The sequence below is a fragment of the Vibrio sp. 1CM8B genome (genome assembly GCF_023161685.1).
In the GTDB taxonomy this organism is placed as follows: domain Bacteria; phylum Pseudomonadota; class Gammaproteobacteria; order Enterobacterales; family Vibrionaceae; genus Vibrio; species Vibrio coralliirubri.
This window is the reverse complement of sequence record NZ_JALNTU010000015.1, coordinates 37,224-64,216: the sequence shown is the minus strand read 5'-3', so window position 1 is coordinate 64,216 and position 26,993 is coordinate 37,224. Positions and strand designations below refer to the sequence as shown.

Annotated in this window: 12 protein-coding genes and 1 pseudogene; 8 read left to right on the top strand and 5 right to left on the bottom strand. The window is 46.9% G+C overall.

What is annotated here, in order from left to right:
- Window positions 1-157: 157 nt before the first annotated feature.
- Window positions 158-340, bottom strand: a pseudogene (locus MSG36_RS23920) (hypothetical protein); the annotation flags it as partial.
- A gap of 163 nt (window positions 341-503) precedes the next feature.
- Between MSG36_RS23920 and MSG36_RS20750 the strand changes: the two are divergent.
- The 3 genes from MSG36_RS20750 (at window position 504) to MSG36_RS20740 (ending at window position 3,955) form a co-directional block, all read left to right on the top strand.
- Window positions 504-2,324, top strand: a complete 1,821-nt coding sequence (locus MSG36_RS20750) for an ATP-binding protein (protein ID WP_059021153.1) — start codon at window positions 504-506, stop codon at window positions 2,322-2,324.
- Between the two features lie 29 nt (window positions 2,325-2,353).
- Window positions 2,354-3,703, top strand: coding sequence for a sigma-54 dependent transcriptional regulator (locus MSG36_RS20745; RefSeq protein WP_065676670.1), 1,350 nt, complete (start codon window positions 2,354-2,356; stop codon window positions 3,701-3,703).
- Window positions 3,704-3,781: 78 nt separating this feature from the next.
- Window positions 3,782-3,955: a hypothetical protein gene (locus MSG36_RS20740; protein WP_164091110.1), complete on the top strand. Its 174-nt coding sequence runs from the start codon at window positions 3,782-3,784 to the stop codon at window positions 3,953-3,955.
- 45 nt (window positions 3,956-4,000) lie between these two features.
- Here the strand turns inward: MSG36_RS20740 and MSG36_RS20735 are convergent, their stop codons facing one another.
- The 3 genes from MSG36_RS20735 to MSG36_RS20725 all read right to left on the bottom strand — a co-directional run bounded on the left by MSG36_RS20735 (window position 4,001) and on the right by MSG36_RS20725 (window position 7,180).
- A complete protein-coding gene (locus tag MSG36_RS20735) occupies window positions 4,001-5,362 on the bottom strand; it encodes a TRAP transporter large permease (protein WP_017060625.1) in 1,362 nt (453 codons plus the stop codon).
- A 2-nt stretch (window positions 5,363-5,364) separates the two neighbouring features.
- Window positions 5,365-6,120, bottom strand: a complete 756-nt coding sequence (locus MSG36_RS20730) for a TRAP transporter small permease (protein ID WP_048607896.1) — start codon at window positions 6,118-6,120, stop codon at window positions 5,365-5,367.
- 64 nt (window positions 6,121-6,184) lie between these two features.
- Window positions 6,185-7,180 (bottom strand): TRAP transporter substrate-binding protein, encoded by a 996-nt coding sequence (locus MSG36_RS20725; protein WP_016788636.1) that lies wholly within the window; start codon window positions 7,178-7,180, stop codon window positions 6,185-6,187.
- A gap of 337 nt (window positions 7,181-7,517) precedes the next feature.
- Between MSG36_RS20725 and MSG36_RS20720 the strand changes: the two genes are divergently transcribed.
- Window positions 7,518-7,925, top strand: coding sequence for a thioesterase family protein (locus tag MSG36_RS20720; protein ID WP_048607892.1), 408 nt, complete (start codon window positions 7,518-7,520; stop codon window positions 7,923-7,925).
- A gap of 11 nt (window positions 7,926-7,936) precedes the next feature.
- Here MSG36_RS20720 and MSG36_RS20715 read toward each other — a convergent pair whose 3' ends face one another.
- Window positions 7,937-8,779 carry a 4'-phosphopantetheinyl transferase superfamily protein gene (locus MSG36_RS20715; protein ID WP_248369570.1) on the bottom strand — a complete coding sequence of 281 codons (843 nt, stop codon included), beginning with the start codon at window positions 8,777-8,779 and terminating at the stop codon, window positions 7,937-7,939.
- Between the two features lie 709 nt (window positions 8,780-9,488).
- On the opposite strand from MSG36_RS20715, the gene MSG36_RS20710 reads away from it, so the two are divergent.
- From MSG36_RS20710 to pfaD, 4 genes are read left to right on the top strand one after another with little or no spacing between them, the layout of a single operon-like run.
- On the top strand, window positions 9,489-17,345 hold the full coding sequence (locus tag MSG36_RS20710) for a type I polyketide synthase (RefSeq protein WP_248369568.1): 7,857 nt from the start codon (window positions 9,489-9,491) through the stop codon (window positions 17,343-17,345).
- A complete protein-coding gene (locus MSG36_RS20705; RefSeq protein ID WP_248369566.1) occupies window positions 17,345-19,393 on the top strand; it encodes a PfaB family protein in 2,049 nt (682 codons plus the stop codon). Before MSG36_RS20710 ends, MSG36_RS20705 begins: the two co-directional genes overlap by 1 nt.
- Window positions 19,390-25,311 carry a beta-ketoacyl synthase N-terminal-like domain-containing protein gene (locus tag MSG36_RS20700; protein WP_248369564.1) on the top strand — a complete coding sequence of 1,974 codons (5,922 nt, stop codon included), beginning with the start codon at window positions 19,390-19,392 and terminating at the stop codon, window positions 25,309-25,311. The genes MSG36_RS20705 and MSG36_RS20700 overlap by 4 nt, the downstream gene beginning before the upstream one ends.
- 44 nt (window positions 25,312-25,355) lie before the next feature.
- Window positions 25,356-26,993 (top strand): PfaD family polyunsaturated fatty acid/polyketide biosynthesis protein, encoded by a 1,638-nt coding sequence (gene pfaD, locus MSG36_RS20695; protein ID WP_248369562.1) that lies wholly within the window; start codon window positions 25,356-25,358, stop codon window positions 26,991-26,993.

The window sequence follows — 26,993 nt, the reverse complement described above, 5'->3', positions numbered from 1 at the left end:
CTGAATTGATTATTCAACCAAACACCAGACTAATCAGCGATATCTTCGTTCTTCACACGTCGATTAAAACGCAATAAAGCTTGTTTTCAGAAACAAGAAAGGTATCTCCGATTAGCCTCAGGACAGAAATTTTAGACGCGACATTCTAGCGATCTGTTTAATCTCTGTCGAGCCGTTCACCTCTGCATGATGATGAATGCTCTAAATTCGTCCAACTAAGTGATACAAAAACGATCAAATCATCACTTAGCACAACAGAAATGGGGACAATAGCGACTTTTTCAAGGGAATCGAGGGCTTTTTTTGCTAAAAACCTTAAAAAGAGATCTTGCTCTTGTTTTACCCCTCAGAGTCGATAACTTTTTCAACAATCCCCGTTACAAACCCTTAACCTACACCCATCTGTTCACTCTCTGCTTTCAGCAAAAACTACCGCTATTTGCTACCATAAACGAGAGAAGACAGGCTTGATTGTTTACCAAAGAAATTAGCGGAGAGCCTTCATGTTTCAAGCTTTTAGAATCCCAATACTATTAATGGCCACATACAGTTTACTGATGGTGTTTGGCGGTCATTGGGTGTGGAGCACAAGCCATGAAAGTTTGTTAAATGATCATCAATCTAAGCTGGACCGTTTTTCTGTTCATATTTCAAGCCAATTGGATAAGTTCGCGCACATTCCCGAGCTGCTTTCAAAAGACAAAGAGCTGGTCGATGCCTTGCACTCTCCAAGTAACTCTGCGCAAATCGAACTCACTAATCGTTATCTAGAGCACGTAAACTCGGTGATTCAAGCATCCGACACCTACCTACTAGACAGTATCGGCACCACCATTGCAGCCAGTAACTGGAATCAACCGCGTTCTTTTATTCGTCGTAACTTTGCTTTCCGCCCCTACTTTCAAGAAGCGATTATTGGCAATGAAAATCAATATTTTGCGCTAGGTTCAACCTCTGGAAAGCGAGGGTATTATTATTCTTACCCCGTCTCCTATGCCGCCGAGATTATTGGCGTCATTGTCGTAAAGATGGATTTATCGCTGATTGAAGCAAGTTGGAAAGGCAAACAGAGTTTTTTTGTTGCTGACGATAAAGATCAAATTGTATTTATGTCGAGTAACCCTGAGTGGCTGTTCAAAAGCCTTCAGCCGCTAAGCGAAGCACAACACACTCGAATTCAAGAAAGCAGGCAGTATCTCGATACAAAAATAGAAAGCCTGCACTTCTCCGGCGATTTAGACAGTGCCACCAGTCGTATTGAGTCGCCACACAAACTCGTCCAAGAGCAGTTCTTTAGTTCTTCTCGCTTCCTAGCCGAACCAAGACTCACCATACGGGTATTTTCTCCGACCCACTTAGTGTGGTGGGACTTGGTTGCTTATCTTGTGGTTCTGAGCCTTATCTTTGCGATTATTTATCTAACAATGCAGCTCAATCACCATCGACAACAAAGACGTGCACAGATAGATAGGCTGCAATCCGAAGCCAAGCAAAAACTCGAATTTCAAGTGCTTGAACGTACATCGGAGTTGCATGTTGAGATCAAACACCGTATCGAAACCGAGCATGTTCTGAGGCAAACCCAAGACGAGCTCATCCAAGCCGCCAAACTGGCAGTGCTAGGGCAGATGTCAGCGAGCATCAGTCACGAACTGAATAACCCGCTTGCCGCGATTCGCAGTTATGCCGACAACGGCCGACTGTTTCTTGCCAAAGAAAAAACCGATCGTGTCGATGACAATCTATCGCGAATCTCAGCACTCACTGATCGTATGGCGAAAATCAGCCACCAGCTTCGCTCCTTCGCCAAGAAATCCACCGCAGAAGAGCTACACACATTACAAATACTCCCAGTTTTACATTCATCGAAAGAGTTGATGAAGCCACAACTTAAGAGTGAACGAGTTAAGGTCAACGAGCTCCCTGAAACCTTTGATGCATGCGTGCTCGCCAACGCCATTCAACTGGAACAGGTGATCATTAACCTGCTGACCAACGCGATTCAGGCGATGGAACAACAAGACGACAAACAATTAGCTATTCTGTTAGAGATTAGGGAGTCCGACCATCAACAAGCCAAGATCTTGCTGATTCATGTCGATGATAACGGCCCCGGCTTCACCTCCCCTTCGAACGGAAACTTTTTTGAACCCTTCCATACCACCAAGAAAAACGGACTTGGACTTGGACTATCGATTTCTCAACAAATAATCAGCGGAATAAATGGCAAGCTCGTTACCGGTAGTAGCCCTCAAGGTGGTGCTCGATTCAGCATAGAGCTGCCCCTTGTTGAACATGAACAACAAACAAAAACTCAGCAATAACCAGAATACAAAGAAGTAAAGGAATCACTATGTGTCACGTCTATTTCATTGATGATGAATCCGATCTAAGAATGGCGATTGAACAGAGCTTCGAGCTCGCCGACATTGATGCCGAATTCTTTCCCGATGCGGAGTCTGCTCTGCTCGCGATTCAAGAAAACGGCTTACCTCACGTGATCATCACTGATATCTGTCTACCAGGTCTATCCGGGCATGATCTGCTCAACACCGTGATGCACAAAGACAAAGAGATCCCCGTGATCATGATTACTGGTCACGGCGATATTTCAATGGCCGTTCAAGCCATCCAATACGGCGCCTATGACTTCATTGAAAAACCTTTCGCTAATGAACGCCTAGTCGAAACCACTAAGCGAGCGATAGAAAAACGTCAGCTCACCCTCGAGAACCTTGAGTTAAAACGTTCACTTAAAGCCAGCCAAGCACTTGGTCCAAGGATCATTGGTGACACGCAATCAATGACGGAGCTGCGGTCTATCATCACTCACGTTGCCGATACCAATGCCGACATATTGCTATTTGGCGAAACAGGCACTGGCAAAGAATTAGTTGCACGTTCTCTACATGAACAAAGCAGCAGGCGGGAACAAAACTTCGTCGCGGTCAATTGCGGAGCAGTACCTGAGAATCTGATTGAGAGTGAACTGTATGGCCATGAGAAAGGGGCATTCACTGGCGCTGAAAGCAAACGTGTCGGTAAATTTGAATTTGCTCAAGGCGGAACTCTATTCTTAGATGAAATTGAGTCCATGCCGATGCAAGCACAAATTCGACTATTGCGTGTCTTGCAAGAACGTGTCATCGAAAGGGTTGGGTCTAATGGTTTAGTCCCTCTAGACATTCGAGTGATTGCCGCAACCAAAGTTGACTTAAAAAAGGCTGCTGAAGAAGGTACTTTCCGCCAAGATCTCTATTATCGACTCAATGTTGTGACCCTAGATTTGCCACCTTTAAGAAGCCGACAAGAAGATATCCCAGCACTCTTCCATCACTTCTTACTGGTCGCTGCGGCGCGTTATGGCAAGACAGCCCCAGCTCTTCCACAAAAGGAGCTACACGCACTTTTGGCTCATGATTGGCCGGGAAATGTTCGAGAATTACGTAATACTGCAGAGCGTTTTGTGCTTTTAGGTAAGCTTTCTCACTTATCAGACAGCGCCACTGAAACTACTCAAGAACTGTCTTTGGCAGAATTGGTATCTGACTTTGAAAAAAACACGTTGAAGCAGGCACTTATTGAATGCAATGGCAGCATAAAAGAGACCATGGAGAGGCTGCAATTACCGAGGAAAACCCTCTACGATAAGATGCAAAAACACCAGCTAACGAAAGAATCTTATAAGGTAGAACCAAACTAAATTAGATTTGGGAGCAAGATCACCTATACTTATTTCAATAACAGGATGTTATGCAATAAATATAATAAGGAAGTCGTTATGGGTGAGAAAACAAAAGTGCCATCGATTACCGATACTTTCGAAATAGATGGTATTTTTTATACTGACAATCATGTTGATCTATACACGCCAGAATTAGAGGCAAAACGCGCTCTGTATGAGCAGATAAACCATCATTCAAATCGTGGCAGAAATATAGATGAGGAGGTCTAGTGACCTCCTCATTTTTTATGGGTTAAATTCCATGTCACCAAATAACTACTTGGTTATGATTTCCGGTCCCATCAACGTGGTCGGTAACCATGTAGATACCCACGGCACGTAAGTCACGATAATCAGGAATAAGAACATCACGCCTACCCACGGCAGTGCAGCTTTCACTACGTTCATCATCGACATCTTGGCGACCCCGGCAGTCACAAACAAGTTGAGCCCTACAGGCGGCGTTATCATCCCTATCTCCATGTTCACTACCATCATGATACCTAGGTGGATTGGGTCGATACCGAGTGCAATAGCGATTGGGAATACCAATGGCGCAACGATGATCAGCAAGCCTGATGGCTCCATGAACTGACCACCAATCAAGAGTAAAACGTTCACTACAATCAAGAAGGTGATCGGCCCTAAGCCTGCAGAGAGCATAGACTCAGTGATCATTTGAGGAATGCGTTCCTCTGTCAGTACATGCTTAAGAATCAGAGCATTGGCAATGATAAACAACAGCATGATCGTCAGCTTGCCTGCATCGTAAAGCGTGTCTTTGGTGTCTTTATGGAAAAACGTTTGGAACACTTTTACCAGCGCTGGTTTTGTATTGTTCTTGTCCGCAAACGGCCCCATATCTTTATAGATAAAGTTGGCGATAAAGAAGGCATACACCGCAGCCACTGCCGCCGCTTCTGTCGGAGTAAAGATGCCACCGTAGATACCACCTAAAATGATGACAATCAGCAGCAAACCCCAGCTCGCATCTTTCGCGGCTGCGAACATCTCGCCCCAGCCCACAAATGGCTGCGCCGGAATCTTCTTAATACGAGCTGCAATGTAGATAGCAATCATCAGCATCACACCCGCCAGCAGACCAGGAATCACGCCACCAAGGAACATACGACCTACCGATACATCCGTCGCCGCTGCGTATACCACCATCACGATTGACGGTGGAATCAAGATCCCCAAGGTACCCGCGTTACAGATAACCCCTGCCGCGAACTCTTTTGAATAACCGTTTTTGATCATGCCCGCAATAACAATACTACCGATAGCCACTACCGTTGCAGGAGATGAACCAGAAAGGGCTGCGAACATCATACATGCCACAACCGACGCCATCGCCAAGCCGCCGCGAAACCAACCCACCATCGCGATAGCAAAACGGATAATACGTTTCGCCACGCCACCAGTAGACATGAAGCTAGAGGCCAAAATAAAGAAAGGAATCGCTAAGAGTGTGTAGTGGCCTGCAAAAGCATTAAACAGCGTTTGTGCGACTGAAGCTAATGACGCATCTGAATGCATCAATAAGAATATTACGCTCGATAAACCGAGGGAAATTGCAATTGGTACACCGACCAACATGAAAGCAATTACCATTAAAAATAGAAATAACATTGCCATGATTAGTCTTCCTTACCGTTAGATTTTGTACTCGACTCATTCGCTTTGTTCTGCGGAGTCGAATTCAATACCGCTGTCGCATCTTCGTCAGAGCCCGCTAGCACGTCCGCTTTCAACGCATCCAGCTCTTCTTCGGCTTCATGTCCTGCAATCATGCGGTCAAGCTTGCCTGTTACCACTTGGTAAGCAACTTGAGCAAAACGGAACGTCAGCATTGCCATGCCAATCGGCAGCGCCATATAAGGAATAAAACGTGGCAGTTTCTCGTATCGCTCGCCTTCATTCAGCCAGTCAGCAAGAAACTGAAGCATCTCTGGCATTGGAATATCGTCGGTCTCATACCATGCGCGATCGGTCGCGAATGGGTACCAATAATTCCAAGAGCCGATAAGAAGTAAGATTGAAAATGCTAGGCAGCTTGTCACGGCGATTAGCGCATACACTTTGCGTAGCTTTTCTGGGGCAAGGTTGATGATTACATCAACACCAATGTGGAAGTGTTTTTTAACGCCATATGATGCGCCCACTAATACCATCCAAGCAAACATGAACACCGTCAGTTCCAGTGCCCATAAGATGTTGTCATTGAATGCGTATCGAAATACCACGTTGGCAAAAGTAAGTAGCGTCATTGCGCCAAGGAAAAATGCGATTAATGACTCTTCAATCACATCCGTAACTCTTCCGACTTTGGAAAAAAGAGAGGTTTCCAGTGCTGATTCGCTAGAATTTGGTTGTTCCATTTGAGGCTTTTCCATAATTGACTCCGCTTATAATTGTTTTAATAAGGAGTGACGAATACTCGCCACTCCCTTAGCGGTGTTATTGGTTTGAAGCTAACGCTGCATCGATAAGGTCTGAACCGATGTCTTTTTCAAACTTCTTCCATACTGGTTGAAGTGCAGCTACCCATGCTTCACGCTGTTCAGGCGTAAGTGTACGAACCTCACCACCCGCTTCGATGATGTTGTTTTTGTTCGCTAGGTTAACTTTTGAAGATTCTGCATTACGCGTCTCAGACACTTCTTGAACGATAGTGCCAAGCTGTGTGCGTACATCTTCAGGTAGGTCTTTCCAGAAGTCGTTTGACGTTACAACTAGGTAATCCAAGATACCGTGATTGGTTTCAGTCACGCCGTCTTGTACTTCAAAGAACTTCTTACCGTAGATGTTTGACCATGTGTTCTCTTGGCCATCGATAACCTTAGTTTGCAGGCCACCGTACACTTCTTTGAAAGACATCTTCTGTGGGTTAGCGCCTAGTTGTTCAAACTGAGCCACCAATACATCCGATGCTTGAACACGGAATTTCAAACCTTTTGCATCTTCAGGGCTGATAAGAGGTTTGTTCGCCGACATCTGTTTCATGCCATTGTGCCAAAACGCAAGGCCTTGCAGGCCACGACGCTTCATCGCGTTCTTCAGCTTTTCACCAGATTCTGAGTTTTGGAAACGGTCAACGGCTTCTACGTCTTCAAATAGGAAAGGAAGGTCAAAAATGCGGTATTTCTTAGTGAACTTCTCAAATTTTGACAGCGATGGCGCCGCCATTTGAACATCACCATTTAACAGGGCTTCCAGTACCTTATTATCATCGTAAAGTGTTGAGTTAGGGAAAACTTGCATACAAGCTTTGCCATTCATTTCCGTGTTTACTCGCTCTTCCAGTAAAGAAGCGGCGATGCCTTTCGGGTGCTTATCGGTATTGGTTACATGACTGAATTTAATCACGATTTCACCAGGGTCACAGTTTGCAGCAGCATTAAAACTAGTGAGCGCCAGAGCAGATACAGACAGCAGGGTAAGAGGCTTAAACATTATTATTCTCCTTAGTAAACAAAGCAGCCCTTCAATGGGAACTGCGTGCTTTCACTAAAGCAATTAGCGCGCCACATTGACACAATTCATTAACAAGCCTTTAACCACAAGGCTTCATCAGATCTGCCTGCAGTTGTCGCTAACTCGCTGCAAAAATAAATGGGTGGAAAATGACACATAGAATATTTGTAAATGGGTGAAAGCTGACCAATGTATTAGTGATGAATGAGGTCTGACCAAAAGCCACATTACCGATGATACCTTGAAGTAATTTCGACCTATCCTGTAGAGTGCTGCACAACTTAGTCAGATTTACACTTAATAAGAGTTGATACCAATGAGTCAGATCTACCATCACCCAGTACAAATTTACTATGAAGATACCGATCACTCTGGTGTGGTTTATCACCCTAACTTTCTTAAATACTTCGAGCGTGCGCGCGAGCATGTCTTGGGCAGCGATAAACTGGCGGAATTGTGGAATGAGCACGGACTAGGTTTTGCGGTCTATAAAGCCAACATGACTTTTCAAGATGGGGTTGAGTTCGCTGAGATCTGCGACATCCGAACCTCTTTTGAACTCGATGGCAAATACAAAACGCTATGGCGACAAGAAGTGTGGCGTAAAGATGCAACCAAACCTGCGGTGATTGGTGATATCGAAATGGTCTGTTTAGATAAAGACAAGCAACTACAACCCGTGCCTGCTGAAGTATTAAAAGCGATGCTTGGCGAGTCGAGCTAGCTTTATTTTATCTACATAAACGTAAAGAGATGAGACGACGAAAAGGTTCTCATCTCTATCTGCATGGGTAGCAAATTTCCGCCAAGCGTCACCGCAAAGCGATACTGTTCATCCAGCCGCCCTAAGCAACACTGCCAATCTGTAGAACTATCGTCTTGTTGAGCAGAATCCAAATTCAACCCAATCCCGCTATGTAGCCTGATTTCGTTATACAAGCCTGATTGAAAGCCTGACGAACTGAGTTCCAATGCTTGCTTGGTCAAAAATGTTCGCTTGGTCAAATTAGAGAAATCGAACGAGAAGCTTCGCAACGATGTGGCTAGCCCCTTGCCCGTCGCTTTGATGTACGACTCCTTCAGCGCCCACAGATCGAAAAAACGCTCTCTCTGCAGCTCTTTACTAAGTTCAAGTAAATCCGCTAATTCTTTATTTGAAAAATAGTGCTTCATGATCGAATCGATATTGGTCGAGCTTCTTGCATGTTCGATATCGACACCTAATTGAACTGGCTTCCCGACTCTCTGGCAAACCGCGATTAACAAATGTTCTTTGCTATGACTGATATTGAAATTCAACCCCGTAATGAGTTGCTGTTCGGCGACTAAACTGGGCTTTCCTTTCTCGCCATATTCAAAGCGCCACGCTTCGGGCATTAAATCAGAATAGCTAGACAACACCTTTCTTAGGTAGTTGCGAACATACAGGGCTTGAACTTGAGATGAGGGCATTCGATACCGCTCGACTTTCGCTATTTCATCAGCTGTGAGTGTCTGTTTGAGGTGTGACTTACTGCCTACATCATCACGCAAATCACTCAAAGAACATAGCCACAAATCAACGATTGGATTTTCCAATTTACTCACGCTCACTTCTTCAAACCACTTATCAAAAAACCATCAAAACGAACAAATTTAAGTCACCTATGATTTGAGATAAACATAGAGAATTTGCGCAGGAAACACCCTTCATATAGGGACTTAAAACTAACTTTTAAAATAATAACAAATTAAAACACAGATCACACTCCACCTTACGGAACAGACATCTATTAAATGTTACTTACAAAAATCTGACATAGATCTCACCAAGTCAAAAAATAGAGCATAAACACTAAAAAACCACTCATACCCATTAATTATCAATAAGTTAATTACATTAAAAATACAAAAAACAAAAGTTCAGTAAAATCATCTGGTCTGAACAGATCATAGTGGCCTCTGGGAGCATTGTATCGGCCACTCACCTCGGGTAGCCTGCTCAACCATTAAACAAAATCACACGTTTTTATTGCGGATACCTGCTTTGCATAAAGCAGTACTTTGGACAGGATTTAAATGGACATTAACCTCACATTCGAATGCCCTCTTCTCGCATGAAAAACGTAATCAACCCCTGCAAGTCACTATACTTAGCACCCCCTATTTCAGTCAGGTGGCCGACTTTCGGTAGCCTTACTCTTCAGCTGCGTTTGCCCAAATCTGTCTCAGATTTATTTTCGATTTATTTAAAAGCGCAGCCTCAAAACACGACATCGCCCTCAGTGATTTCAAGTGGAGACTCATAATGAGCCAACCCGAAAAAAATACACCGGAATCAGTCGACGACACTCGACTTAATAAACGCCTAAAAGACATGCCAATTGCTATCGTTGGTATGGCAAGCATGTTTGCGAACTCTCGCTACCTAAACAAATTCTGGGATTTGATCAGCGAAAAAATCGATGCAATTACCGAAGTGCCTGATACACACTGGCGCCCAGAAGACTACTACGATTCAGATCGCACTACGCCAGACAAGTCTTACTGTAAGCGCGGTGGTTTCATCCCAGAAGTTGACTTCAACCCAATGGAGTTCGGTCTTCCGCCAAATATCCTAGAACTGACGGATACTTCACAGCTGCTTTCTCTGATCGTGGCAAAAGAAGTACTTGAAGATGCGAAACTTCCTGAAGGTTACGATCGCGATAAGATCGGTATTACGCTCGGTGTAGGCGGTGGTCAGAAGATCGCTCAAAGCTTAAATGCTCGTCTCCAATACCCTGTTCTTAAGAAAGTCTTCAAGAGCAGTGGCATCAACGACGAAGACAGCGAAATGCTGATCAAAAAATTCCAAGACCAATACATCCACTGGGAAGAGAACTCATTCCCTGGCTCATTGGGTAACGTAATTTCAGGTCGTATTGCTAACCGCTTTGACCTTGGTGGCATCAACTGTGTGGTAGACGCTGCGTGTGCTGGTTCTCTAGCCGCAATGCGCATGGCACTGAGTGAGCTGGTTGAAGGCCGCAGTGAAATGATGATCACAGGTGGTGTGTGTACAGATAACTCGCCAACCATGTACATGAGCTTCTCTAAAACACCTGCATTTACCACTAATGAAACCATTCAACCTTTCGATATCGACTCAAAAGGCATGATGATTGGTGAAGGCATCGGCATGGTTGCTCTTAAGCGCCTTGAAGATGCAGAGCGCGATGGCGACCGTATCTACTCAGTGATTAAAGGTGTCGGTTCTTCTTCGGATGGTAAGTTCAAGAGTATTTACGCGCCTCGCCCTGAAGGACAAGCAAAAGCACTTAAACGTGCTTACGACGATGCTGGTTTCGCACCGCACACGCTTGGCCTTTTAGAAGCGCACGGTACAGGTACTGCAGCGGGTGACGTTGCTGAATTTGGTGGTTTGAACTCGGTATTCAGCGAGAACAATGAAGAGAAGCAACACATTGCGTTAGGCTCTGTGAAATCTCAGATTGGTCACACCAAATCAACTGCGGGTACTGCAGGTTTAATCAAAGCTGCGTTGGCACTGCACCACAAAGTACTGCCGCCAACGATCAACGTATCGGCTCCGAATCCTAAACTGGATATCGAAAACTCGCCGTTCTACCTAAACACACAAACTCGTCCTTGGATGAAACGTGTCGACGGCACACCACGCCGTGCAGGTATTAGCTCATTTGGTTTTGGTGGCACTAACTTCCACGTTGTATTGGAAGAGTACACGCCAGAGCACGCTCGCGGTGACAAATACCGTCAACGCCAAGTGCCGCAAACTCTGTTATTCAGCGCAGAATCTCGTCAAGCATTGATCAATGAATTGAAGCAGGTTTCGACTCAAGTTACCGATGCTGCGTTCAAATTAGAAGCACTTGCTGAGCAACACGCTCTACGCGAAATTGACGCTAAACACGCTCGTCTTGGTTTAGTTGTCACTGACCAAGAAGACCTTCAAGCTCAACTGACTCAAGCGGTTTCTATGCTTGAGAGCCAAACCAAAACACATTGGCAGATGCCAAACGGTACTAGCTACCGTGAGTCAGCACTGATTGCTGAAAACGGTGCAGGTAAAGTGGCAGCGCTATTTGCAGGTCAAGGTTCGCAATACCTAAACATGGGTCGCGAGCTTGCATGTCACTACCCAGAGATGCGCCAACAGCTTGCTCAAGCGGATCAAGTGTTTGGTCAGCACAAGAAGACGGCTCTGTCCCAAATTCTGTTCCCAATTCCAACTTTCACACCAGAAGCAACCAAAGCTCAAGAAGCGGTGTTAACCAACACGGCCAATGCGCAAAGTGCAATTGGTACTGTGTCTATGGGTCAGTTCGACATCATGACTCAAGCAGGCTTCAAAGCCGACATGGTCGCAGGCCACAGCTTTGGTGAGCTAAGTGCACTATGTGCATCGGGTGTTATCTCGCAAGACGATTACTACCAGCTAGCTTTCGCTCGTGGCGATGCGATGGCTGCGACACCTGAACAAGGCGACAGCGGTACTATGTTTGCGGTCATCCTTGACGCAGACAAACTTCCAGCCGTTGAAAGCTGCATCAGCCAATTCGAAGGCGTGAGTATTGCCAACTACAACGCTCCGACTCAACTGGTTATTGCAGGTCCAACTGCGACGGTTCAACAAGCAGCACAAGCGCTAACTGAACAAGGCTTCAAAGCAATTGCTCTGCCAGTGTCTGGTGCTTTCCACACACCGCTTGTTGCTCACGCTCAAAAACCATTTGTTGCGGCAATTGATAAAGCTTCATTCAGCGCTCCAACGCTGCCGCTTTACTCAAACGCAACGGGCAAGCTGCACAGCAAAGACGCTAAAGCGATCAAGAAAGCGTTCAAGCAACATATGCTGCAATCGGTTCGTTTCAGTGAGCAAATTGAAGCGATGTATGAAACAGGCGCGCGTGTATTCGTTGAGTTCGGTCCTAAAAACATTCTTCAAAAGCTGGTTGAAAAAACATTGGCTGATAAGAACGAAGAGCTTTACGCAATCAGCATCAACCCAAGCCCTAAAGGTGACAGTGACCAACAGCTTCGATTAGCTGCGGTTCAACTGTGCGTGGCTGGTGTTTCATTAGACAACATTGACCCTTACCAAGCTGACATTGCTGAACCTGCAAAGGCATCACCAATGAACATCAAGCTGAATGCAACCAACTACATCAGCCCTGCTACTCGTAAGAAAATGGATCAATCATTGGCTTCGGGCAACGTCACCGAAAAGACTGAGATTGTTGAAGTGAAAGTTGAAGTCGAGAAAATCGTGGAAAAAGAAGTGATTAAAACAGAAATCGTTGAAGTACCTGTGGCTGCTCCTCAAGCTTCAAATGCACAACCATCAGTTGCACCTGTACCAAGCATACAAGTAACAACAGCAGCTCAGCAGTCACAACCGGCTCCAGCGACTATTCAGTCAGCAGCTCAAGTTACTGTTGATGAGTCTTCACTGCAGTCGTTCTTCAATGCTCAACAACAAGCAGCAGAAGTACATCAGCAATTCTTGGCGATTCCTCAGCAATACGGTGATACGTTCAATACCCTAATGTCTGAGCAAGCGAAAATGGCAACAGCAGGCGTAGCAATTCCTGAGAACCTACAGCGTTCTATGGAGATGTTCCACCAGCACCAAGCTGAAACGCTAAAAGCGCACGCTCATTACCTAGAAATGCAAGCGCACAGCAACAACTCAGCACTTAATATGCTGACGCAAGGTTCAGTACAAACGACACAACCAACCTTCGTTGCGCCAGCAAATGCTCAACCAGCGATTCAAGCTCCAGCTGCTCCAACAGCTATCGTTCAACAGCCTGTAGCTCAAGTGCAAACTGCTCCTGTACAAGCGGCGCCAGTTCAAGCTGCACCGCTTCAAAAGACAGCAGCTCAACAAACTCCAGTACAGAAAGCCGTTCCAGCACCACAAGTAGTGGCTCAAGCAGCAGCACCAGTTGCAGCTCAGCCTGTGCCAGTTAAAGCGCAACCGGCTCCTGTCGCTGCACCAGTAGAAGTACAATCAGCCGATGCTGAAAAAGTGATGCTAGAAGTGGTCGCTGAGAAAACGGGTTACCCAACGGAAATGCTTGATCTAGAAATGGACATGGAAGCAGACCTTGGTATCGACTCAATCAAGCGCGTAGAGATCCTTGGTACCGTTCAAGATGAAATGCCAAACCTACCTGAGCTGAACCCTGAAGATTTAGCTGAGTGTCGTACTCTTGGTGAAATCGTCGGCTACATGAACAGTAAAAGCATGAACAGCAAGATGCCTGCATCTGCGCCTGTGGCAGCACAGCCAAGCGCAACTGCTCCTGTTCAAGCTGCTAACGGTCTTGATGCAAAAGTCGTTCAACAAACCATGCTAGAAGTGGTTGCTGAGAAAACAGGTTACCCAACGGAAATGCTTGATCTAGAAATGGATATGGAAGCAGACCTTGGTATCGACTCAATTAAGCGTGTTGAGATTCTTGGTACGGTTCAAGATGAACTGCCGACTCTTCCAGAGCTAAACCCTGAAGACTTAGCTGAGTGTCGTACTCTTGGCGAAATTGTTGACTACATGAACAGTAAACTTCCGACTTCTGCACCAGTTGCAGTAGTGGCGCCAGCAGCAGCTAACAACGGACTAGATGCGGCTGTCGTTCAAAAAACCATGTTAGAAGTAGTCGCAGAGAAGACGGGCTACCCGACTGAAATGCTAGACCTAGCAATGGACATGGAAGCTGACCTTGGTATCGACTCAATCAAACGTGTTGAAATCCTAGGTACAGTTCAAGACGAGCTACCGACTCTTCCAGAGCTAAACCCTGAAGACTTAGCTGAATGTCGCACTCTAGGTGAAATCGTAGCCTACATGAACAGCAAGCTTCCGGCTTCTGCTCCAGTAGCTGCTCAAGTATCTGCACCAGCGCAAGCAATCTCAAACGGTTTAAATGCAGAACAAGTTCAAAGCACAATGCTGAGCGTAGTGGCTGATAAAACAGGCTACCCAACAGAAATGCTAGACCTAGCAATGGACATGGAAGCAGACCTTGGCATCGACTCAATCAAACGTGTTGAGATCCTTGGTACGGTTCAAGACCAACTACCAACCTTGCCAGAGCTGAACCCTGAAGATCTAGCTGAGTGTCGTACACTAGGCGAAATCGTTGCTTACATGAACAGCAAGCTAGGCGCTAATGAAGATCCTAACGCAGCGTCTGCTCCAGAAGCCGCTACAGCCGCTACAGCCGCTGCAGAAAGCGCAAGCAACGACCTAAACCCTGCTCATGTTCAATCAACCATGATGGAAGTGGTTGCCGATAAAACTGGCTACCCAGCAGAAATGCTCGACCTAGCGATGGACATGGAAGCAGACCTTGGTATCGACTCTATCAAACGCGTTGAGATCCTAGGTACAGTTCAAGACCAGCTACCAACGCTGCCAGAACTGAACCCTGAAGACCTAGCTGAGTGTCGTACGCTTGGTGAAATCGTTACTTATATGCAAAGCAAGCTATCCGCAGCTGCACCCGTAGCGACTCCAAAAGCTGAATCAGTAACGCCTATCGCAGAAAAAGCGACAGCGGAACTTCCTCCACACAATGAGGTAGCGCTAAAAAAGCTACCAGCGGCAGATAAACTCGTCGATTGTTTCTCAAAAGACGCTTGTGTCGTGATCACAGATGATGGTCACAACGCTGGTGTTCTAGCAGAAAAGTTGACCGCTAACGGCATCCAAGTTGCTGTAGTGCGTAGTGCTCTTTCTGCCGCATCACCTTTAAACAGTGAAATCGCAAGCTATACACTCAACAGTGTCGATGATGCAGGTGTCACTGCGGTTATTAACGACATCGAAGCAGACCTTAAAACGTCGAACAAAGTGATTGCTGGCTTCATTCATTTACAAGCTATCGTTGATGCTAAACAAAGCAACGAGCAAGCGGTTAACTTGAATGCAGACTCAAGAACTTCACTGACGACAGCGTTCTTATTCGCCAAGCACCTAAATGGTCAACTGAATGCAGTTTCTGGTCGTAGCGTGTTCTTCACACTAAGCCGTATCGATGGTGGCTTTGGTTACCTAGATACTAAGCAATTAGCGAATGCAGAGCTTAACCAAGCAGCGCTGTCTGGTCTCACTAAGACACTGAGCCATGAATGGTCAAACGTGTTCTGCCGCGCATTGGATGCTGACGCTTCGATTGATGCTCGTCACCTAGCTGAAGCTATCACAGGCGAACTGTTCGATATCGATACCAACACGGTTGAAATCGGCCTTAGCCATGCGGAAAACGGTGAATCTGGTCGTGCAACATTGATTGCTGCAACACCTGGTGCTGCACAAACTAAAAACACAGGCGCTCAACTCACCAAGAGCGACAAAGTTCTGGTGACGGGTGGCGCTAAAGGTGTGACGTTTGAATGTGCACTAACGCTTGCTAAGCAATGTAAGTCTCACTTCATTCTTGCCGGTCGTAGTAAGCATATTACTTCAGCTGAGCTACCTCAGTGGGCACAAGGCAAGCAAGAGAAAGAGCTAAAACCAGCAGCTATCGCTCACCTACAAGCAACAGGTGACAAACCAACGCCGAAGAAAGTTGATGCCTTGCTAAAACCGGTATTGAGCAGCCTTGAAATCAACGCAGCACTTGCCGCTTTCAACGAGATTGGCGCGAGCGCTGAATACCTAAGCCTAGATGTATCGAACCATGAGTCAGTAGCGAAAACGCTGACAAACTTCGACGGCATCACGGGTCTTATCCACGGTGCAGGCGTACTGGCTGACAAACATATTCAAGATAAAACGCTTGATGAACTGAACATGGTTTACGGCACCAAAGTGGGCGGACTAGAAGCCGTTCTTGGTGGTCTTGATAGCAGCAAGCTAAAACTGATTGCGATGTTCTCTTCGGCGGCGGGTTTCTACGGAAACACAGGCCAAAGTGACTACTCGATGTCTAACGAGATCCTAAACAAAGCAGCTCTACAACTGTCAGCTCGTAACCCTCAAGCGAAAGTGATGAGCTTCAACTGGGGACCGTGGGACGGTGGCATGGTCAACGCAGCACTAAAACGTATGTTTACAGAGCGCGGTGTGTACGTGATTCCTCTTCAAGCGGGCGCAGAGCTATTTAGTTCTCAGCTATTGAACAAAACTGGCATTCAACTGCTGGTTGGCACGAGCATGCAAGGTTCTGACAACAAGGAAGCTGCTGTAAAAAAGCTTAATGCGGAGTCTGTGCATCTTGCAGAGAGTCCGCTGAATACAAGCATCACTGTGACACGTCATCTTGATCCAAAGGCATTACCTTTCATTCAAGATCACTGCATTGCCGGTAACCCAGTGTTACCGACAGTGTGTGCCATCCAATGGATGCGTGAAGTCGCAGAGCAACTGTTAGGTGTGAACGTTAGCGTTCACAACTACAAACTGCTGAAAGGTGTGATTTTTGATACTGATGAAGTGCAAGAGCTGAAACTGGTTCTTTCCTCTGATGCTAAATCAAAAGGCCAGCTAAAAGCAGTGATCAGTTGCCAAGAACGACCACAGTATCAAGCTCAGTTGCAAGTTGCCTCTGTGCAAGTGTCTGAAGATGTTCAACAAGCGTCAGTAAAACGCTTCGAGGCCAGCACTTCAACACCTGTAACAACGGCACAAACTCTATACAGTGACGGCACTCTGTTTCATGGACCAAGATTGCAAGGTATTACCTCAGTTGAACGCTTTGACGACTTAGGCTTATTGGCTCAATGCCAGTTGCCTCAGATTGAAAACAGAGACTGCGGATCATTTATTCCTAAGCAAGGCTTTGGCGATAGCCAACCATTTGCGGAAGATTATTTGCTGCAAGCAATGCTGGTATGGGCTCGATTGAAGTACGGCGCAGCAAGCCTACCGTCTGCAATCGGTGAGTTTATTTGTTACGCACCGATGCGCAATGGCGACCAAGGTTGGCTAGAGCTGAGCGTGATAAAAAGCACGGCTCGTTCACTGCAGGCTGATATCTCGCTTTACCACCAAGATGGTCGTTTAAGCGCGGTAATGAAAGGTGCAAAAGTCACCATCAGCAAGAGCTTAAACGACGCATTTTTGCCGAAGTCTAGCTCAGCAGTGTCGAAGAAAGAGGCGACTAAGAACCCAGAAAAGGAGCAATTGTCATAGTGACTGTTCCTTCTAATAAAGCGATGCCATTGCGCATCGCTCTTTTAGCTCAGCCAGCAAACGCGGCTGAGCTTTCTGCCGACTTATTCCCCTCGTTCCCAGACATGACAACTGTTGTGGTTGATGGCACTTTTAATCAAGCACTTGCTCACGCCATCGAGACAGTCAATCAAGGTAATGTCGTTAAGCTTTGTTTGGATTCTCACTCACCATCATTGTTGATGCTGAGTGCGCTGAATGCTGCTCAGAATAAGATTCATCCACACGCGAATTTGGCGGGCTTTGTAGATACAGCTACCGGAAATAGCATTCAGCTAGCTCTGGATATGTCACGCCGCCCCGCGACAGATTTAAACCATCAACAGCAATACTCTGCCCTATCTGCTTCGCAGCAGTTCGGTCAATTGCTGAATATGGTGAATGCAATATCGAGCCGTTCATTGCCAAACCATTCTTTACCGGGCCATTATTGGTTCACTGAGCCGAACAAAGCGCGTGTTGCTGCGTTAACTTTCAGTGACGATAGCCAAAAAGCCACCAGCCTGATATTGACTCAAGCGACCGGTTTGCAAGAACCAAAGTCCTTGCTATCGAGCGAACGTTTGATGTTTGTGGTTTCTGGCAATGACCAAGCTGAATTGGTTTCTCAGCTAACCTCGTTAAGAGAAGAGCTTAAATGCGTTAGTGATTCATCGGACAGCGAACTTGCTATCGCCGCCCTAATGCATTCAAACCTAAGTCACTTCCAAAGCGTTCAGCACAATGCTGGCCGTGGCGCGAACATCGTGATTCAGGCAGCTTCAATTAATGCTGCAATACAAGAGATCACAGCGCTAGAAAATGCGTTGCCAAAAGTAATGGCTGACAATAGCCACTACAAAACGCCAGCAGGCAGTTGTTTCTCACCGATGCCTCAAAGCAAAGGTGGTGTTGCATTTGTTTACCCTGGTGTTGGCACGGTTTATCCCGGTATGTTGCGCGAGTTTCACCACCATTTCCCACAGTTATTTGCTCGTTTAGAACGTGAAGGTAACTTGAAAGAGATGCTGCAGGCTGACAAAACCTACGCAGAAAACTCGCAAGAAATGTCGCTCAGTGAATTGGCAATTGCAGGCGTCGGCAGTAGTTATCTGTTAACACAACTGCTATGTGATGAATTCAAAGTGCAGCCAGATTTCGCTTTGGGTTACTCCAAGGGTGAAGCTTCCATGTGGGCCAGCTTAAATGTTTGGAAAAACCCACATGCGCTGATTGAGATGACTCAAACCAGTCCTATCTTCACCACGGCAATTTCTGGCGAACTCACCGCAGTGCGTCAAGATTGGCAGCTGAACGGTGACGAGAGCATCCAATGGAACAGCTTTGTGGTTCGCAGTGATGCGAAAGCGATTGAGGCTCTGTTACCAGAGTTTCCGCGCGCTTATCTCGCTATCATCCAAGGTGATACTTGCGTACTGGCAGGTTGTGAAAGCACCTGTCGTGCATTGCTCAAAAAACTGGGTAAACGTGGCATTGCCGCGAATCGTGTTACTGCAATGCACACTACACCAGCATTAAGCCAACATAGCCAAGTGCGAGAGTTTTACACGCAACCACTGTTTGACGAGTTGCCAAAGCATATCCGCTTTATCAGCGCAGCAGGTCTACCGACTGGCGCACCAATCAATATCGATAGCGACAGCATCGCCCTTTCGATTGCCGACACCTTCTGTTCAACGCTGGATTTCACCGCGTTGATCCAAAGTGCGCGTCAACAAGGTGCGCGCCTGTTTGTCGAAGTAGGTGCCGATCGTCAAACCAGCACATTGATCGACAAGATCAATCGTAGCGACGACGTAGCCGACCAGTACTGCACAATCGCTTCCAATGCCAAAGGCGGTGACGATGTTGTCACGCTCATCAAGTGTATTGGTCAGCTCATTACTCATCAAATTCCATTGTCTGTCGAGCCACTTATTCAAGGGCTAGAACAACAGATCACCACCGCTAAGCAATTAAGTGGTGTGTCTCAAGGCAGCGCAGTGAATCATCAAGGAGAGCTAGTATGAGTTCTCAATCGAACCAGTATCAGGCTCAAACTAAGAACAAGCAGCAAGTAAAGTGCAATAAGATCGCGATTGTTGGTATTGCTAACCAATACCCCGAAGCGGATACGCCAAAAGACTTTTGGCAAAACTTGCTGAATAAAAAAGATTCTCGAACTACATTAAGCGCTGAAAAGTTAGGCGCAAAACCTGAAAGCTATCAGGGTGTGCAAGGTGAATCAGACCGCTTTTACTGTGACAAAGGCGGCTACATCGAAAACTTCAATTTCGATAGCAATGGCTACCGCTTAACAGCAGAGTCGTTCAACGGTGTTGACCAGAGTTTCCTATGGGCTTTGGACACCAGTCGTAAGGCGTTAGTCGACGCAGGCATTGATCTGAATGCCGATGTTTTAGAGCGCACAGGCGTGATCATGGGTGCCCTTTCGTTCCCAACCACACGCTCAAACGATCTGTTTTTGCCGATGTATCACTCGGTGGTCGAGAAAGCACTGCAAGCTAAATTGGCTAATGACCAATTTTCATTGCTACCAACCAATGAAACCGCGCAAGACCTCAACCCGATCAATGGCGCTGCAGCGCATAACGCCTCTAAGTTAGTGGCTGATGCGCTAGGTCTAGGCAACGTACAACTTAGCCTAGATGCGGCATGTGCAAGTTCAGTGTATTCATTGAAGTTAGCGTGTGATTACCTGAACACAGGCAAAGCCGACATGATGTTGGCAGGCGCGGTATCCGGTGCTGACCCATTCTTCATCAACATGGGTTTTTCCATCTTCCACGCTTACCCTGACCACGGTGTGTCGGTTCCGTTTGATAGCAACAGTAAAGGTCTGTTTGCTGGCGAAGGTGCGGGTGTTTTAGTCCTAAAACGCTTAGCTGATGCAGAACGTGATGGCGACAACATCTACGCAGTCGTCAGTGGTATTGGCTTGTCGAACGATGGCCGTGGTCAGTTCGTATTAAGCCCAAATAGCAAAGGACAAGTACAAGCCTTTGAACGCGCTTACGAGGCTTCAAACCTATCACCAGACAGCATTGAAGTGATTGAGTGTCACGCAACCGGCACGCCATTAGGTGACAAGGTTGAGTTAACCTCAATGGAGCGTTTCTTTGCTGACAAATTGAATGGTTCTAACCCGCCATTGATTGGCTCTGCGAAGTCAAACCTCGGCCACTTACTGACTGCGGCGGGTATGCCAGGGATCATGAAGATGATCTTTGCGATGAAAGAAGGCGTGCTTCCTCCAAGTATTAATTTGGACAAGCCACTATCATCGCCTGAAGGTTTATTTGGCCCACAGACTCTGCCAACGCAGGTTCAACCTTGGCCAAGTAAAGCAGGCAACCAAGAGCGCTGCGCGGGTGTTTCTGTATTTGGTTTCGGTGGTTGTAACGCTCACTTACTGCTTGAAGCGTATTCAGATACTAGTCATCTAAACCAGACTCAAGAGTCGGCATCTCCAAGCCTACAACCGTCTAATTTAAGCATTACTGGTCTCGCATCTCACTTCGGTTCTCTGCAAAGCATCAATGCGCTGAGCACTGCGATTGAGACCAACAACGATGCTTTCATTGCATTGCCGAAGAAACGCTGGAAAGGCTTAGATCAACATCCAGAACTGCTGAATCAGTTTGGTTTACACGGAATTCCAAACGGAGCGTACATCGATCAATTCGATCTCGACTTCCTACGCTTCAAAGTGCCGCCTAATGAAGATGACCGTTTGATCTCTCAGCAGTTGCTACTGATGAAAGTGGCAGACGAAGCGATCAAAGATGCCAAGCTTGTTGCTGGCCAAAAGGTTGCGGTTTTAGTCGCGATGGAAACTGAGCTTGAAATGCACCAATTCCGTGGACGCGTAAACCTGCATAGCCAATTGGCTGACAGCTTTGCCAACATGGGGATTGAGCTAACACAAGATGAATACCAATCGCTAGAAACCATCGCGATGGACAGTGTGATGGACGCAGCCAAGCTGAACCAATACACCAGTTTCATCGGCAACATCATGGCTTCGCGAATCTCTTCACTGTGGGACTTTAACGGCCCTGCCTTTACAATTTCAGCCGCTGAACAGTCGGTTGCTCGTTGTATCGATGTTGCACAAAACTTGATGTCGCAAGAATCCATGGACGCAGTCGTGATTGCAGCCGTTGACCTTAGTGGCAGTGCAGAGCATGTGATTCTGAAGAACAGCGTCAGCCCAGTGTCACTTTCTCCAAAATTCGGCCAACCGCAAGACGGCAATTGGAATGTCGGCGAAGGCGCAGGTGCAATTGTTCTTGTTGAAGAGAGTCAAGTAGCGAGCAACCAAGATACGGCTTACGGCAGCATCAACGCCTTGGCCTTTGGCTCAAGCGAGCATAACAACGTCGTTGCTGATGAGTTACTGACTCAAGTAGGCATGAGCTCTAATGACGTTTCTCTGCTCGAGCTTAACCATGCACCTGAGTCTTCATCAGATCAGTCTTCGTCTCTAAGCTTAGCGAATACAAAGAGGACTCAGGCGAGCCAACGTGTTGGTCACTGCTCTGCAGCTTCTGGCATGGCGAGCCTACTACACGGTCTGCTCAACCTGAATCTTGAATCTCTGAATCCAAATGTCAGCTCTAAAAATGCGATTGTTGCCAACATCAGCGAAGGACAATGTTCACAGCTGCTACTAAGCCAGTCGAGTGTTGAATCTCAGTCACTTTCCGTTCGTTTAAGCAATGAACTGGCGAGCGATGCTAAACGTCAATTGGTTAAGCAAGTAACTCTTGGTGGTCGCGATATCTATCAACATATTGCCCAAACCCCAGTGACCAACTTGGCAACGATTCAACAGAAAGCTTCTGGCAAACAAGCCGCAAGAGTGGTGCCGATTCCAACGACAGCAAACATCAAAGCAGCCCTTGCGCAAAAAGAGTTAGAGAAGAAAGCATTAGCGCAGAACGCGGTAAAGCCAGTCATCAAAACTCCTACATCAGTATCCCCTACTCTGGCGCCAACTCGCCACAGTCAGCTAACAGGTAACCACAGCAATATGACTCATGTCCTATCCGCTAAAAATGGCGCGTCTCAAATCGACGCTAATACGGATGCAGCATTACAGCCGTCTGTAACACCACACAACCAAGCTTTTGCTCAAAACCAGCAAGCAGCACAGCAAGTACACAAAGCATTCCTGCACACACGTGCCCAAGGCATGCAGATGGCTGATGCGCTATTAAAAGCACAGCTAAACGCAATTACGTCTGGTTTAGATAGCTCAGCCGAAACTTCAACTCAGCCTGTTCAAGCTCAACTAGCTCAGGTTCAGTCAGTACCAGTAAACGTACTTGCGACACCTGCACCAGTAAAACCTATCCGTAAACCATGCATTTGGGATTACGATGATTTGGTTGAATACGCTGAAGGCGACATCGCCAATGTATTTGGCCCTGACTACGCGATCATCGATAGCTACTCGCGCCGCGTTCGCCTACCAACCACAGACTACCTATTGGTATCTCGTGTAACCAAGCTCAACGCGACCGTTAACGAATACAAGCCAAGCACCATGACCACCGAATACGACATCCCAGTTGATGCGCCGTATCTTGTCGATGGTCAGATCCCTTGGGCTGTAGCAGTAGAATCTGGTCAGTGTGACCTAATGCTAATCAGCTATTTAGGCATTGATTTTGAAAACAAAGGCGAGCGTGTTTATCGCCTGCTTGATTGTACACTGACCTTCCTTGGCGACTTGCCTCGTGGTGGCGATACGCTGCGTTACGACATCTCAATCAACAGCTTTGCTCGCAATGGCGACACGCTGCTGTTCTTCTTCTCGTACGAATGTTTCGTTGGCGACAAGATGATCCTGAAAATGGATAACGGTTGTGCAGGCTTCTTTACTGATGAAGAGCTAGCCGATGGCAAAGGTGTGATTCACACTGAAGATGAAATCAAGGCTCGTAAGCTGGCAACTAAGCAACGCTTCGACCCTATGTTGCATTGTCCTAAAACCCAGTTTAACCACCAAGAACTGCGCCACCTACTGACTGCAAACATTGCAGAGTGTTTTGGTCCAACTCACCAATCCAATCGCCACCAGCCTTCTTTGTGCTTCAGCTCAGAGAAGTTCATGATGATCGAAAAGGTTAGCCGTGTTGAACCGCAAGGCGGCACATGGGGACTTGGTCTGATTGAAGGTCACAAGCAGCTAGAGCCTGAGCACTGGTACTTCCCTTGTCACTTCAAAGATGACTCAGTAATGGCTGGCTCTTTGATGGCAGAAGGTTGTGGTCAACTGCTTCAATTCTTCATGATGCACCTTGGCATGCATACGCTTGTTCAAAATGGTCGTTTCCAACCGCTTGAAAATGCGCCTCAACAAGTACGCTGTCGTGGTCAAGTTCTCCCACAATCGGCAGAGCTGACTTACCGCATGGAAGTGACCGAGATTGGTCTAAGCCCTCGCCCATACGCGAAAGCTAACATCGATATTTTACTGAACGGCAAAGTGATTGTTGATTTCCAAAACTTGGGTGTGATGATCAAAGAAGACGACGAATGTACTCGTTACCTGCCTTCTTTAGAAACAGCTGTCGCGACTCCTGTTATCGAAAACTTGGGCCATACGCCAGCAGTGAACCAACAAGCTTCAGCAAATGCGCCATTGATGGCTCAAATTGAAGACCTAGCAACAGCGCCAAACAAAGGCGTGATTCCACTTCAACACGTTGAAGCTCCGGTTACGCCTGATTACCCGAACCGCACACCCGATACGGTTCCGTTCACGCCTTACCACATGTTCGAATTCGCAACCGGTGATATCGAGAAATGTTTCGGCCCTGATTTCTCTATCTACCGTGGGATGATTCCACCACGTACTCCGTGTGGCGACCTACAGCTAACCACTCGTGTCGTAGAGATTGATGGCAAGCGTGGCGACTTCAAGAAACCTTCATCGTGTATCGCAGAATACGAAGTGCCAGAAAATGCATGGTACTTTGATGAAAACAGCCACCACACATTGATGCCTTATTCGGTATTAATGGAGATTTCACTGCAGCCAAACGGATTTATCTCTGGCTACATGGGCACCACGCTTGGCTTCCCAGGTGAAGAGCTGTTTTTCCGTAACCTAGACGGCAGCGGCAAAATGCTGCGTAACGTCGACTTGCGTGGCAAAACGATTACCAACGATTCTCGTCTACTTTCAACGGTAATGATGGGCACTAACATCGTACAGAGCTTCAGCTTCGAACTGAGCACTGACGGCGTGCCTTTCTACCAAGGTACAGCGGTATTTGGTTACTTCAAAGGCGCTGCACTGAAAGATCAACTTGGTTTGGACAACGGTAAAGTGACTCACCCTTGGCACGTTGATAACAACCGCACGCCGGATGTAAACATCAACCTGCTAGACAAAACGACGCGTTACTTCAATGCACCTGTTTCTGCTACTGGTGAAGTGCAAGAACACTACCAACTGGCTGGCGGTCGTTTGAACTTTATCGATACTGTGCAGATCACCAGCGATGGTGGTAAAGATGGCCTTGGTTACCTATACGCTGAGCGTACAATTGACCCAAGCGATTGGTTCTTCCAGTTCCACTTCCATCAAGATCCGGTAATGCCAGGCTCTCTAGGTGTCGAAGCGATCATCGAGTTAATGCAAACCTATGCGCTAAACAAAGATCTTGGCGCTGGTTTCCGCAATCCGAAATTTGGTCAAATCCAATCGGAAGTGAAATGGAAATACCGTGGTCAGATTAACCCTCTGAACAAACAGATGTCTCTGGATGTACACATCACTGCGATTAAAGACGAAGACGGCAAACGCATCATCGTCGGCGACGCAAACCTGAGTAAAGATGGTCTGCGTATTTACGAAGTGAAAGACATCGCGATTTGTATCGAAGAAGCCCCTGCTATCGGTAGAGCTTAAGCCGCCATTAGTGACAGAGACAGAGAACTAGGAAAGAATTTAGTATGACAACTCAAACTACAATCAATAACGAAAAGCTATCTCCGTGGCCTTGGCAGATCGAAGAGAACACAACGCGTTTCGATAACGCAGCAATGTCGACAATCTTGAAAGATTTAAGCCTTGCTTGTTACGTAGTGAACCACCCAGAAAAAGGCTTGGGCGTAAGCCAACAAGCTGAGATTGCATCAGGCGATTCAGCAAGCTCGGCGAACAGCCAACCTGTTAGCGCATTTGCTCCGGCTCTTGGTACGCAAAGCCTAGGCGACGAAGATTTTCGTCGCTGCCACGGCGTGAAATACGCTTACTATGCTGGCGCAATGGCAAATGGCATTTCATCTGAAGAGTTGGTGATTGCGCTTGGCCAGGCAGGCATTCTTTGTTCATTTGGCGCGGCGGGCTTAATCCCGTCTCGTGTTGAGCAAGCGATTAACCGCATTCAAGCAGCACTGCCAAACGGTCCTTACGCGTTTAATTTGATTCACAGCCCAAGCGAACCCGCGCTAGAACGCGGCAGTGTTGAGCTGTTTTTGAAGCACAAAGTGAAAACGGTTGAGGCTTCTGCTTTCTTAGGTTTAACACCGCAAATCGTTCACTACCGTGCAGCGGGCCTTAGCCGCGATGCAAAAGGTGAGATTCAGATTGGCAACAAGGTTATTGCTAAGGTAAGCCGTACTGAAGTCGCAAGTAAGTTCATGCAGCCTGCTCCTATGAAAATGCTGCAAGCTCTGGTTGATGAAGGCCGAATCACAGCAGAACAGATGGAGCTAGCACAGCTTGTTCCTATGGCGGATGACATTACTGCAGAGGCCGATTCTGGTGGTCACACCGATAATCGTCCGCTAGTAACTCTACTACCAACGATTCTGGCCCTGAAAGAGCAAATCCAAGCTCAGTACCAATTCAAAACACCGCTACGTGTCGGTTGTGGTGGTGGCGTAGGTACGCCTGACGCTGCTCTAGCAACGTTTAACATGGGTGCGGCATACATAGTTACCGGTTCTATCAACCAAGCGTGTGTTGAGGCTGGCGCGAGCGAGCACACACGTAAGCTGCTTTCGACAACCGAAATGGCTGACGTGACTATGGCTCCGGCAGCAGACATGTTCGAAATGGGCGTAAAACTGCAAGTGGTTAAGCGCGGTACTTTATTCCCAATGCGTGCAAACAAGCTGTACGAGATCTACACACGTTACGACTCGATTGAAGCGATTCCAGTTGAAGAACGTCAAAAGCTAGAGAAGCAGGTATTCCGTTCAACTCTGGATGATATTTGGGCGGGTACTGTGGCGCACTTTAACGAGCGTGACCCTAAACAGATCGAACGTGCTGAAGGCAATCCAAAACGTAAAATGGCGTTGATTTTCCGCTGGTACTTGGGTCTTTCAAGCCGTTGGTCAAACACGGGCGAACAAGGTCGTGAGATGGATTATCAAGTATGGGCTGGCCCTGCACTTGGCGCATTCAACGCATGGGCGAAAGACAGCTACCTAGACGATTACCAACAGCGTAATGCGGTCGATCTTGCTAAGCATTTGATGCACGGTGCGGCGTACTTGGCTCGTGTTAACTTGCTGACCTCACAAGGTATCAAGCTTGATCCAGAGCTAGCACGTTGGAAGCCGACGCAAAGAATGGCGTAG